An 11,765-nucleotide genomic window follows, 5' to 3' on the forward strand; every position below is an offset into this window, starting at 1 on the left:
ATAGTTTATCTTGTTCCTCTTGAGTTAGGCTAACAGTATATTTAGCTGACATAACTTTTAAAAGTGTTTTCATACCATTATTTCACCTACAGAGCAACCTGTCAAAATAACTTTGGTGGACTACTACCAGCTAAAGCAAGAGGTTGCCGCCAAGGAACGCACCATTGATATTCAAATAGACAAAACATCAGACGATAAAGCAACCAAGCTGGCTTATCAAAAACTTGAGAAACTACAGCAGTGGGTAGAAGCAGAGAAAGAGCAGAGGGTGTTGAGGGCACAACGCGCTGAAAAATTTAAGTCTGACCTATTCTGGCTTGGTCATTGGGTTGGTTCAGGCCGCTCTGGCATTTTCTTTTTCCTATCAGCCGTTCTTATTTCTGCAACTTTCGCGGGGTTAACAATTATTAATCTACCAACTTTTCTTTCTTGCCCGAATACCAAAAGTCTCTGTTATCTGGTATACCAAATGCGGTTCAACAACAAAAGTGTGATTCTTCCGCAACAAACAAAGGATATCCTTGCTGAGTATGAACGTAATAAGAATAAGCCTCGTCAACGCAAGTGATAATTAAAAATAGGGGCAAAGCCTGCCCCTATTTATTTCTGACAGTTGGTCATAACGTTCAGGTTAAAATTATCTTAAATGGTCGGTGATTTATTGAATTTAGTAAGAAGTGGGGCTTTCACGGCATCAATTAAAGGATACTCTCCTTAAAGAAATCAAGCGTAGAGAACGCTTGAATAATCACCCTCAAGCAATTACATATAACTACAAAGGAAAATTATTTTGGCATTAACCAAACAACATACTGGAAACAAGACTGATATCAAAGTCCAGAAAAAATGGGCTGTCAAACGGATTACTATCAATCTGACATCTGGCGAAGCTCTAAAGATAGAAAAATACTGTTCACGAACTGGTAGACCAATAACCGACGTAATTCGGGAACTGATTCGCTCTCTGCCTATAACTTAACCTCAATAATACTAGCGATCGCTTAACAACAAATCATCAAAAAATGCTTCTAGATAATTTTTCTAGAAGCATTATGGTGTGTTTTAATTGAACCTTCGAGGAGTTCAACGTTTACAGTACTATTGTACTATCAAATGAGTATCTCAACTATCCCAAGTTCCAGCCATCAAACAAGTTAGGCTGGTCAACCCCGTAGCGTCTCTGTATCAATCGCCGTAATTCGGCAATTGTGTTTGCTGACTGCATTAAAGTTAGTACCGATGTGACGTGTGGAGATAGCCTCTCCTTGGTCGTTTCATCCAACATCTGGTGTATCTTGTGCCGTCTACGTCCATTTGGGAGAACAGGATTGACAATATCAAGCTTGGCCCGTTCTTCTGGCGTCATCCAAGTGTACACAAGCTCCCAGTAATACAAGCCATTTCTGATATGCTTTTTGTGCAGCTTGGTGATCCGTGCAAGATGTTCCTCAAATTCAGCCTCAAAAACTCGTGTCCAAGGTTGTGGTGTTTCTAGAATACGGCTAACTTCCTGCCTCTGTTTGTGAGATGATTGGTATTGCTCTGGTAGCCATCCCGTCTTGGCTTGGATAAAACTGTTTATACCAATTGCCCCGATAGCATCTAAAGCTTTAGCTGCTTCTGGTTTTCCATTGCGCTCGTAATATCTTAGAATACCCCAGCAGACATTTGCTTTGATTGGATTAGTTTCACCGCCTTTAACAGTGGTTTTGTTAGCCAGGTATAACTCGCTTCCTACAAGGATTTGTAGCCATTGGGGAGCGGTTTTGTTAGCCAGGTTTTCCAGCATATTTTGTATTGCCCTGTGTCGCACCCCACACAGTCTAGAAAGTCCCCGTTGGCTCATTCCCGATTCTCCAGTACTGGCAACAGTAAAATATTCGATACCATCAATTTCTTGGCGCAAAATATCATCAGACATAATTTCTTGTCCTTACAGTTTGTTATTGTGGTTAGTGAAAATTTTTGAAGAGAGCGCCGAGCGGGTATAAAACCTACTTAGTAGTGATTTCATGCGCTCCATCTGCGGTTTGAACCCTCGGTAATTTCCGGGGATTTAGATTGGTTAGTCGTCGCCGCTGCCCAACAGCTGACTCATAAAGTTGAAAAACTGTGTCGGGTCTTGGCTGTCATCATCATTGAAATCGTAGGTAATCATGAAATCATCTGATGATTTGTAATAGCCACCGACTTTTGATTGACGACGCAGCTTTGAAAGTGGTGTCGGCTTAAAACACACATCGCGCTCGATTTGCCGACCGAAGGAATCACGAACTTTTTGTAATTCACTTAAACAAAAACATCCCAATTCTGACTCCAACCCTTGCACTAAACCAAAGAAAGTATCTTCGCCATCAAACTCAGTTGCGTACCAAGTCCACTTAGTACCCGGCATAAAGAATTTAACGTATGTAATTGGGTCAATTTCACCCTCTTGAACTCCAAGATTTGGCAGTTGAGCGCGAATCTCTGCTGTTAGTAATTCCATGATGAAAACCTCTGTTAGTTCGATGAAGCGAATCAAATACAAAGGGCAGCTAAAACTCTTTGTGGGGCAAGAGTTCTAGCTGTAGCTGAGGTTAATCAAGCACTAATATGCGTCCGTCGTGACTGTCGTGCAACCATCCGTCAATCAATCTCAGTCCTGGCGTGGGTAGTGTATCTGGCTTTACTGGCACGTCTAAAAAGCGGTCTAGCTCATCACTCCAAGCAGCAAGTTCAGCTTCCATCTTCTGCGCTGCGGTTACTAATTTTTCGTTGAGTTGCACTAGCAAGTTAAATTGGTCTACTGAAGTATTTCTGATTTGCTGCTCAAGGATTTGGTAGTTAACTCTGGCTTCTATGTAAGCTAGTCGCAAAGAAGTTACAGAGTTTTCGTCAGTGGACTGTGCGAATTGAATTGGTGCTAATGTTGTAGTAATCATCATTTCCTTTTTCGGTTTTGGTGAAGGGGCGATCGCAGACTTTCGTAGGGTGAGCGATCGCTCTTTGATTCCTTATATTAATACAATACCATGTCTACAAGGTATTAGCTCTAGTAAATCTATATAATTATCTAATCATTTCTGCTATTATTTACCAAGTAGACACGGTAAAACTTATGAGTAATCGTAAAGCTTTTGAAGGTATAAGAGAGGCTACACAGTTTAAAGCCGCCGGAGATGAGCCACTTAACGCGAAAATTGAGCTAAGGCTTACACAGACAATGAAGACACAGTTAAAAGCAATCCCAGGCTGGCAAAACAAGGCGAGGTCAGCTCTCTTAGAACTAATCAAGAATCACTCTCAAGATGAGCCTAGCGATTAAGATTGATGACTGTTAAACTCTCAGAAATAGAAATTGGTCAGCCAGTGCGGTACTTAATAGGTACGCGCAACGGTCAAGCTGCAAAAGTTAGCGATATTCAAAAATCGCCTCTCTCCGTTAAAGATACACATATTGTTACACTGACTTTCGATGATGATTCATTGCCACCACATTTGAAAACTCAACCCTTGACGGCATATAACGGAATTGTTGAGGGATGTGAAATTGATTGGGAGCAACGCGATTTTTTGAAATTGGGTTTTATTCTCAATTACATAGGTAAATTCTCAATAACTTTAGGTATTTGGGTAGCGATCGCCAACTGTAGGGGGAGCATCATCACTCGTTTTTGTCCGACTTCAGAAAATCGCGTTGCTCCCAATTGATTTTTAGAGCAAGGTTCACAGTACTTGACTAACATGACCAGCGACGATTTGCCAATTTCCTTGTGGCTGTAACTGTACCCAAACTCTTGTGTATCGGTAGATGCCGACGAAAGCTTTGCCTTCATAAGTACCAGCAACCTCCATTTTAACCGTCACCACAGCTGTATTACCGTAGAGTTGTACTCGCTGTTGTTGACCTTGGAGTAAAACAAGTTTTTGAATATCCGAGCGATGTGCTTCTAAATCCATCTGCTTGTCAAGCAATTCACCAGTATGGGTGGTGAAAACTAAATCATCAGCAATTAGTTCTTCTAAAACTGAAACATCACTTTTAAGCATGGCCTGCCGTAGCCTTTCTTCCAATTGTTCAATTAAAGTAATTTCCATAGTCACAAATCAAAATCAAGGGTAAATGTTTCGCTATCAGAATCTTGTTGAGTTTCTTGTGTAGATGGCTGGGGAGTCGGCTGCTCTTGCTTGTTTTGCTCAGTAGTAATTGAGGTGAAAGTAGGTGTATAGGGGACAGCTACTTGTTGTTGCATAGGGAATGCACCCCTTTTAAAAGCAAAGTAGCAATCAACGATAAAGTAAAGTGTCTCCAGGTAACTTTTACCTAGTTGTTGCGATTCTGCAAATATACGTTCACGATAACTATCTTTGATACGAACCTTTTCTGGGGCTAAGTCTTGTTTGTCTGCCATTGCGATCACTTACCTAATGTGGTTGCGGAATTTTTATTCATAATGGTTTTCGCCATTTCTAGAAGCCCAAAGACATTAGCTTCTACCGGATTGTCCAGAATTGTAAACCCGTTCTTCTCCAGTAGCTTCTTAAATCCAGGTAACAGACAGCCTCCACCAATCGCCCAAATTTCATCCCCTTGGTGTTTGGCATCAAGTGTGAGACTGACTGGTTTTTTGAGGTATTTATCATACCAATCTTTCAAACAAGCACTGTAGATATCTTTAATATCAATGTCACGACTGTATTTGGTATGTCCCATTTCTAGACAAAATCGAATCTTGGAAGGATCGCCGATTTTGCCCCCATTAAGATGTTTCATTTTTTGCGAAATATCATCAATAAGAACTTCAACACCTGCGGGGTAAGGGGTGTGAACTTCTCGCTTACCTTGGTTGTAGCGAGAATAGAGAGTCGTGCCATTACCAAAATCTAAAACGGTTAGTTTAGAGGGAAGTTGATGCCCAAACAATGCACCCATTCCCTCCGGCACTACTTTCAGCACTTCTATCTTTACGTCTGATTGTTTGCCAGCAAGTATTGGCTGATATTCTCCGTTGAGGACTTTTTTTAACTGTGAGCCTAGACCAACATCATGTAAGCTGACGACCAGTTTTAAATGCCAAGCCCTACGGTGTGGTAAATGTGCCAATGCACCCAATAATATTAACAGGGCATTATTGACTTTGTTTTCATTGTGGTCAGTGTTGCGGTCAAAGTGATAACCAGTGCGGAAAGCAGATTCTCCCACAGTGTAAGCATTACCTTTGAAAACGACTCTTCCGGGGACATCTTCCATGTCTGCTGTGGAAATATAGCTGGGGACACGAACGACTTCAAAACCATCGACTAAAAGTTTCAGGCTACCGTAACCGTTATCAAAGCCAGCGGCAAAAATTTTTTGTAAGGTGTGAATGTTGGACATAAGGCGAAAGGCAACATGATTCGATTTGTGAAAGTTATTTGTTTGGGGTAACTGGAGAAAACAGAAGAATTGGAGCAGGGGGATTTAGTTAGGCAGAGTGTGACTAAATGGCTCGACTGAGCTACGCCGAGTGTTCTGCCTTGTTTCCCTAAACCTTAAGAGCTTATCAGAAATGTGTTGGGTGTCAAGTAGGGTACAAACTATAAGTTATCAAAAAGTATCCTAAGCATCACCTATATAGGGTATATATAGGTGTTAAATTATTAACAAATTTCTAAATAGTTTTTAGGGTGCATATAACCCCTATATATACCCCATCACAATTTTTGAAGAACGAAACAAAAATGTGTTGCTACTTGTTGACAGGTTCAGCTTTTTCAACTGAATTATCATTCACGCCCAAAGTCAATTGCAAAGCCTGCCGTGTCGGGTAAGCCTTTACTACTTGTCGATAAACATCATAGTTAGTAGGCAGCGTCTTCTTTGCATTACCTACTCCATAAGTCAGTTTGTACTCGACATCTTTCAACAATTCGGGTTTCCCTGCTTCTTCTTGAGATTTTTTGCGTTGTTCAACTTCATCAACACTTGGTTTCGGCGGTAAAGTAGGCCACCATAGCCCTTGGTCATCTGGCCCAATAACTTTCCCTGATGGTTTTACTCCATTTTGATTCAACACTGAAGTCTTAGCAAGGGTTTCAATCCGTGGTTGTGGTTCGCTGGTTAGGCTATTAGCATATTTAACTTGCCAGGTGTAACTAGTAAGTGCTGTAGCTTCATACTCTTCAGTAGTAGCGGTGCTGCAACTGGTAAGTGTAAGCGCTGTTATTGCAGTCATTAAAGACAGTAAAAATTTCAACTTTTGCATTATCCCTAAGTTAATATCGCTCACCAATCACTGTTAATCTTGGCGTGTGCCCTCATTGCTGCCAAGGTGAAGGTATTGCCGTTGTCGAAAGTACCTTTCCTGTAGTCAACCTGATAGCCGTCTGCTCACAATTGGGACATTCCACTTTTACCTGAACTACTGAAGGGCGGCCTTTGTATTCTCCCATTACTGATTCTCCAGTAAATTCACTAATTATCCCCTGCTGACAGTGCCAATACTCGAACACTATGCGCCCTACTGGTTTGTTGCAATCCAGGAATTGGATATGCTGAAAGCGCTCTGTTGATAGTTGTGGTTTTTCTGGGTAGGTTGACTCTGTTGGCTGCGGTTTGAATTGTTGATTTGATTCCTGATGTGGATCTGTGTAGACGTTCTGCGGCTTGTCTTCAGATATCACTGGCTTATCAACAGTTTTAACAACTGGCTGAGATTTTGCCGATTCATCAGCAACGGAGTGAAATCTGTTTGAAGGTTGGTGTCGTTTGGTTTTGGCTGCTGGTTATGTGGCTTTGATGGGCGTTGGGTAGATTTCATAGCATCTGGATTTCAGTAAACTTAAACAAAATTGGAAAATGAGTGTATTTTAGCTTTTAATCCAGAAACTTTTTGGTTGTATAAAGCTGTGTTCAAGGATAAAATCAGCCGTATCAAGAGCTTTATTGGTGAAGTCTAATTTCTCTGTGCATCTATTTGAAACTTCTCAACTAGCAACTAACTGTGAGCAAAACTCGTATTATTGCGCTATTTAATCAATCAGGGGGAGTAGGTAAAACAAGTTTGACAATGAACTTGGGCTATCATCTTGCTCAAAAACAGAAAAATCGTGTGCTTTTGATAGACCTTGACCCCCAAGCGTCGTTGACGACATTTATGGGATTAGAACCGGAAAATTCTACCAACACTGTGTACGAAGCAGTAGTAGGCGAAGAACCATTACCAGTTTACCCTGAACTAATTCACGGCATGAGTTTGACTCCTGCAAACATTAATTTAAGTGCCGCTGAACTTGAACTTGTTGCAGCATTAATGCGTGAGATGCGTCTAAAAAATGCACTGACATCCGTATTGGACAAATATGATTTTATTTTGATAGACTGTCCACCATCTTTAGGCATACTCAGTGTTATTAGTTTAGTAGCAGCGACACATGTGTTAGTTCCAATTCAGTGTCAATTCAAGTCTTTTCAGGGAACTGATTTACTATTGAGGACTGTAGCCTCACTTCGCAAAGGAGCTAATAAAGAACTTGCGATTGCTGGCTTTATTCCGACAATGTATGATGCACGTACTGCCCAAGAAAGTAGAACCATGAAAGCTATTTCCGAACAACTATCGCCACTAGCAACAGTCTATGCGCCGATTCCTAAAACTATTGCCTTTGCAGATGCAAGTGAGGCACGCCTACCCTTAGCACTATATAACCCTAAACATCCTGCTGTCAGCGTACTCAAAAAAATTACCTCAAGTTTAGAAAAATTACCGTGATTAGCAGCAAAAAAGACAAACCTTATACCAGCCATCTAAAAGGTGTAGCCGCTTTACTTGGTGAAAATTTTGACCAAAATGAAAGTATTGCTGGCTCACCACATAATCTTCCTATTGCTTTAGTGAAGTTGCCAGAATCGCAACCCCGGCGTTACTTTGATCCTGAGAAACTCAACCAGCTATCACTATCAATTCAAGAACACGGTATCCTTGAGCCTATTCTTGTTCGTCTTCAAGGAGTAGAATATGAACTTGTTGCTGGAGAGCGCAGATTACGTGCGGCTCAAATGGTTGGGTTAGAAGAAGTACCCGTTGTCATAAGAGATTTCAATGATCAAGAAGCTTTACAAATATCACTTGTTGAAAACTTGACAAGGGAAGACTTAAATCCTATAGAAGAAACCGAAGGAATACTTCAACTTTTAAGCTTGCGGTTAAAGCAAACTAATAATGATATAGTTTCGCTGCTGTACCGGATGCAAAACGAAGCAAAAGGTAAAGTTACCCAAAATGTTTTGGGTAGCGAAGAATATACAATTATTAAAGCTATTTTTGATACATTAGGAATAATATCCTGGGAATCTTTTGTTAGTAGCCGCTTGCCCTTACTTAAGCTACCACAAGATGTATTGAACGTACTACATCAGGGAAAAATTGAGTACACTAAAGCTATTGCTATTGCTCGTATTAAAGATGCGCCGCAAAGAATAGCACTTATGGAAGCTGCTATAGTAGAGAGTTTGTCTTTGGTACAAATTAATGAACGGATTAAAGCAGCCCAGCCAATTACCTCAAAGCCAATATCTCTAAAGGATCGTTACAAGCAAGCATCAAGCAGATTGCAAAAGACTTCCATTTGGGATAATCCAAAAAAACAAAAAACTTTAGAGAAATTGCTTACTCAAATAGAATCGCTTTTAGATGAAAACTCTCATGATTAGCAGTTATTTCTTATACTTTTGTATTACAGCAATCACTTAGTAAATTAAGTCTTATGCCCACCCACACTTCAGACTTGATTCGCCTCTACCTGCAAGACATCGGTCGCTTCCCTTTGTTGACAGGCTCCCAAGAAATAGCCTACGCCCGACAAGTACAGCAAATGGTAGCAATTGAGCAACACAAAGCTGAACTCGCACAAGAACTGCATCGACAACCAACAACTTCTGAATTAGCTGCGGACATAGGGAAAACTGAATCCGAGCTAACCCAAATCCTAAAACTTGGTCAACGAGCGAAACAGAAGATGGTGACAGCAAACCTGCGACTGGTGGTTTCGATTGCCAAGAAGTACCAAAATCGCAACATGGAATTGCTTGATTTAATTCAGGAAGGCTCACTAGGACTACAACGCGGGATTGAGAAATTTGACCCCAATCGCGGCTATAAGTTATCGACTTACGCTTACTGGTGGGTCACACAGTCCATCACACGAGCTATAGCAGAACAATCCCGCACCATTCGATTGCCCGTTCATCTCACCGAAAGACTCAATAAAATCAAGAAAACACAGCGAGAACTATTTCAGACACTAGGTCGTCTTCCTAATGTCGGAGAAATTGCCGAAAATTTGAACTTGCAGCCGAACCAAATTCGGGAAGCTCTAACTGCATCTCGCCAAACACTTTCTCTAGATTTGCGTGTGGGAGAGAACCAGGAGACAGAACTGGGCGAACTCTTGCATGATGAAAGCGTCTCCCTAGATGAAGATATCACCCTTGAATGTTTACGCCAAGACATGATTAATATGCTCTCATCCCTAACACCCATACAAAGAGAAGTGGTAATTTTGCGCTTTGGGCTTGAAGATGGGCAGCAACTAAATTTATCCCAGATTGGGAAACGACTAAACCTTAGTCGAGAACGAATTCGTCAAATCCAAGTCAAAGCAATGAATATTTTGCGTAGTAACCAACACCAGATCCGAGATTATCTCGCTTCATGAGCAGACACTCTCAAATACCTCAGACTTCTTGCAGAAGTGGGGAAAGGAGAAAGGGGAAGGTGGGGCCATGAATCATGCTGATTTCATATCATAACAGTATGAGTGTATTAACTTGTAGTTATCTTTAAATTTTATGAATACTCCCTTGCCTTTAGAGCCTCCCGAAAGTGCCTTAGAAGCACTTTTGCAATTGCGGGATTATTACGCTCCTCTTGTAGAAGAGTATGAAAGGTTATATACCCAGTCCAAAGATAGTCTCACTCATGTCGAAGCTTTGTTATCTAACTGGTCTTCTGTCTCCTCTCTGGAACAGGAGTCATCCAGCCCTCAAAAAGAAGAAAAGTCGTTGTTATTCCTCGCTGATGAATCTAAGAATGACGACGATCTTGAAGATATTCCTCTTGAACCTCTGAAATTAGACGATTCCGAATCTGAAGCCCTTGATGCAGATGATGGCATTTCTGAATTACCAGAATCACCTATATTCCCGCTCATTGAAACTCGCTCAGATGAAGAACCTGATGCAGCGCTGTCCCCTGAATCACCACAGCCATATACATTCCCACTTCTTGAAACTCGCTCAGATGAAGAGTCTGACGTAGCTAAAGATACCAGTGGATTACCACAACCCATATCCCCAATTATAGGAACAGAGACATCAACTCAACAGCCTTCGCTCCACGGGGTAGAAATTCCCATGCTACCTCAATACCAATCTCTAAGTCGCCCGGAAGCGATTGAACAGATATTAGCAGAAGAGATTGGCACAAGTGTTCATATTGATTTTATAGTGCGATCGCTTTATGGAGAACTAGAGCCAGAAGTATTTAAGGTAGTTAAAAGTAGAGTTCAATCATCACTGACTCAGGGCAAGGAAAGCAATAAATGGTTCAGTGTCCCTGGAGAACCGGGGTATTTTACTCTTTCTTTGACTTTACTCTCCAAAAAGCAAACTAAAAATTCATCACCTCAAGCAAAGCGCAAAAATAATAAACCAATAAAGCCGCCGCAGCCCTCATATATACCAATGCTCAAAGTTTATGAAGGTCAATTTTTAATTGACGCCTTGTCTACTTTTTTAGAACAGAATGCGGGTAAAATTTTTAGTGTTGCAGAAGTAATTACCGGAATTTATGGAGAACTGAATGCGGCTGATGTTAGAGAGGTCAAGAACAAGGTGCTGAATGAATTATCGCGGGGTCATCGCACAGGACGATTCACTAGAGTTCCTGCTCAAATTGGATTTTATACTTGGGACTACAAGTTAATTAAGGAATAAAAAAACGTTTAATTATACGAATAATGAGCAATATAATTAAATGCTAAAACGCCTCCAAAAATATCTGTAAAGGCGTTAGCTACGACTAGTTTATAGAGTTCAATATAGTTATCGTCTGTATATCTATAGCTTAATTAATAACTTCACTTTTTCGGTGAAGAATACATAAATATAAGCGAGAATTTTATAACAATAGTGTTAAAAATTGCATCTGAGAAATTTTGCTTGGCTTTACTTGCACCATAAGCAAATACATTTGTAATAAATGAATCAAGGTAAGCGTTCGCTTTCTACTACGACAATTCCATGCGGCTGCTTGTAGTGGAATTGAATGACAGAACTCTCAAATTGTGTAGTGCTAATGTACTATAAGATTGTTAGTATGGCATCTTGTTTTCTTGCGTAGTAGTATGCTTAACGCTCCCGTCCCCTGTTAACGAAGCTTGCTTTGAGAAAAGCGATCGCTGTTAGAAAATTTCTGTTGGTTTAATGGGCAACCAGATAAGGAAGATTGTTCACGTAGACATGGACGCTTTCTACGCATCAGTAGAACAGCGGGACAACCCTAGCTATCGAGGCAAACCATTAGTAGTCGGTGGCAGCCCTAATCAGCGAGGTGTGGTTGCAGCTGCAAGCTACGAAGCAAGAAAGTTTGGTATCCACTCCGCGATGCCTTCAGCAGTTGCGATCGCTCGTTGTCCCGAACTTATCTTTGTCAGACCAAGATTTGATGTCTACCGAGAAATCTCCACTTCAATCCACGCCATATTTAAACACTACACTGATTTAGTGGAAGGAGTCGCCTTAG

18 protein-coding genes are annotated in these 11,765 nt (G+C 41.0%); 9 read left to right on the top strand and 9 right to left on the bottom strand.

Annotated features, from left to right (window positions below; genetic code table 11):
• The first annotated feature begins 115 nt into the window (after positions 1–115).
• Both FNW02_RS35730 and FNW02_RS35735 read left to right on the top strand, forming a co-directional pair.
• The gene (locus tag FNW02_RS35730; RefSeq protein WP_348535505.1) at positions 116–568 is read left to right on the top strand and encodes a hypothetical protein; all 453 of its coding nucleotides are present in this window, start codon (positions 116–118) and stop codon (positions 566–568) included.
• Between the two features lie 222 nt (positions 569–790).
• Positions 791–979, top strand: a complete 189-nt coding sequence (locus FNW02_RS35735) for a CopG family transcriptional regulator (RefSeq protein WP_225226197.1) — start codon at positions 791–793, stop codon at positions 977–979.
• A gap of 147 nt (positions 980–1,126) precedes the next feature.
• Here the strand turns inward: FNW02_RS35735 and FNW02_RS35740 are convergent, their stop codons facing one another.
• The 3 genes from FNW02_RS35740 to FNW02_RS35750 form a co-directional block, all read right to left on the bottom strand.
• A complete protein-coding gene (locus FNW02_RS35740) occupies positions 1,127–1,921 on the bottom strand; it encodes a hypothetical protein (RefSeq protein ID WP_191762224.1) in 795 nt (264 codons plus the stop codon).
• A 144-nt stretch (positions 1,922–2,065) separates the two neighbouring features.
• Positions 2,066–2,488, bottom strand: a complete 423-nt coding sequence (locus tag FNW02_RS35745) for a DUF2958 domain-containing protein (protein WP_191762225.1) — start codon at positions 2,486–2,488, stop codon at positions 2,066–2,068.
• A 91-nt stretch (positions 2,489–2,579) separates the two neighbouring features.
• On the bottom strand, positions 2,580–2,927 hold the full coding sequence (locus tag FNW02_RS35750; protein ID WP_191762226.1) for a hypothetical protein: 348 nt from the start codon (positions 2,925–2,927) through the stop codon (positions 2,580–2,582).
• A gap of 173 nt (positions 2,928–3,100) precedes the next feature.
• Here FNW02_RS35750 and FNW02_RS35755 point away from each other — a divergent pair, with 173 nt between their 5' ends.
• Positions 3,101–3,307 (top strand): hypothetical protein, encoded by a 207-nt coding sequence (locus FNW02_RS35755; RefSeq protein WP_191762227.1) that lies wholly within the window; start codon positions 3,101–3,103, stop codon positions 3,305–3,307.
• Positions 3,308–3,312: 5 nt separating this feature from the next.
• On the top strand, positions 3,313–3,693 hold the full coding sequence (locus tag FNW02_RS35760; RefSeq protein WP_191762228.1) for a hypothetical protein: 381 nt from the start codon (positions 3,313–3,315) through the stop codon (positions 3,691–3,693).
• Between the two features lie 15 nt (positions 3,694–3,708).
• On the opposite strand, the gene FNW02_RS35765 is transcribed toward FNW02_RS35760, so the two are convergent.
• From FNW02_RS35765 to FNW02_RS35790, 6 genes are all read right to left on the bottom strand, one after another.
• Entirely contained in the window at positions 3,709–4,080 is a 372-nt protein-coding gene (locus tag FNW02_RS35765) for a nuclear transport factor 2 family protein (RefSeq protein ID WP_191762229.1), read from the bottom strand.
• A 2-nt stretch (positions 4,081–4,082) separates the two neighbouring features.
• Positions 4,083–4,394 (bottom strand): hypothetical protein, encoded by a 312-nt coding sequence (locus FNW02_RS35770; protein ID WP_191762230.1) that lies wholly within the window; start codon positions 4,392–4,394, stop codon positions 4,083–4,085.
• A gap of 5 nt (positions 4,395–4,399) precedes the next feature.
• On the bottom strand, positions 4,400–5,359 hold the full coding sequence (locus FNW02_RS35775) for a ParM/StbA family protein (RefSeq protein ID WP_191762231.1): 960 nt from the start codon (positions 5,357–5,359) through the stop codon (positions 4,400–4,402).
• 352 nt (positions 5,360–5,711) lie between these two features.
• Entirely contained in the window at positions 5,712–6,197 is a 486-nt protein-coding gene (locus tag FNW02_RS35780) for a hypothetical protein (protein WP_225226199.1), read from the bottom strand.
• Positions 6,198–6,279: 82 nt separating this feature from the next.
• Positions 6,280–6,645 (bottom strand): hypothetical protein, encoded by a 366-nt coding sequence (locus FNW02_RS35785; RefSeq protein ID WP_191762233.1) that lies wholly within the window; start codon positions 6,643–6,645, stop codon positions 6,280–6,282.
• Complete coding sequence (locus tag FNW02_RS35790; RefSeq protein WP_191762234.1) at positions 6,642–6,782, bottom strand: hypothetical protein; 141 nt, start codon at positions 6,780–6,782, stop codon at positions 6,642–6,644. Before FNW02_RS35790 ends, FNW02_RS35785 begins: the two co-directional genes overlap by 4 nt.
• 183 nt (positions 6,783–6,965) lie before the next feature.
• On the opposite strand from FNW02_RS35790, the gene FNW02_RS35795 reads away from it, so the two are divergent.
• The 5 genes from FNW02_RS35795 to FNW02_RS35815 all read left to right on the top strand — a co-directional run.
• Complete coding sequence (locus FNW02_RS35795; RefSeq protein WP_191762235.1) at positions 6,966–7,733, top strand: AAA family ATPase; 768 nt, start codon at positions 6,966–6,968, stop codon at positions 7,731–7,733.
• Positions 7,730–8,674, top strand: coding sequence for a ParB/RepB/Spo0J family partition protein (locus FNW02_RS35800; protein WP_191762236.1), 945 nt, complete (start codon positions 7,730–7,732; stop codon positions 8,672–8,674). The genes FNW02_RS35795 and FNW02_RS35800 overlap by 4 nt, the downstream gene beginning before the upstream one ends.
• A 53-nt stretch (positions 8,675–8,727) precedes the next feature.
• Positions 8,728–9,678: an RpoD/SigA family RNA polymerase sigma factor gene (locus FNW02_RS35805; protein ID WP_191762237.1), complete on the top strand. Its 951-nt coding sequence runs from the start codon at positions 8,728–8,730 to the stop codon at positions 9,676–9,678.
• Positions 9,679–9,811: 133 nt separating this feature from the next.
• The gene (locus tag FNW02_RS35810; protein ID WP_191762238.1) at positions 9,812–10,957 is read left to right on the top strand and encodes a DASH complex subunit DAD2; all 1,146 of its coding nucleotides are present in this window, start codon (positions 9,812–9,814) and stop codon (positions 10,955–10,957) included.
• Between the two features lie 525 nt (positions 10,958–11,482).
• Positions 11,483–11,765, top strand: a 283-nt coding sequence (locus FNW02_RS35815) for a Y-family DNA polymerase (protein ID WP_225226200.1), incomplete at its 3' end; no start/stop codon positions are given.

This window comes from Komarekiella delphini-convector SJRDD-AB1, from assembly GCF_014831675.1.
Classification (GTDB): Bacteria; Cyanobacteriota; Cyanobacteriia; order Cyanobacteriales; family Nostocaceae; genus Komarekiella.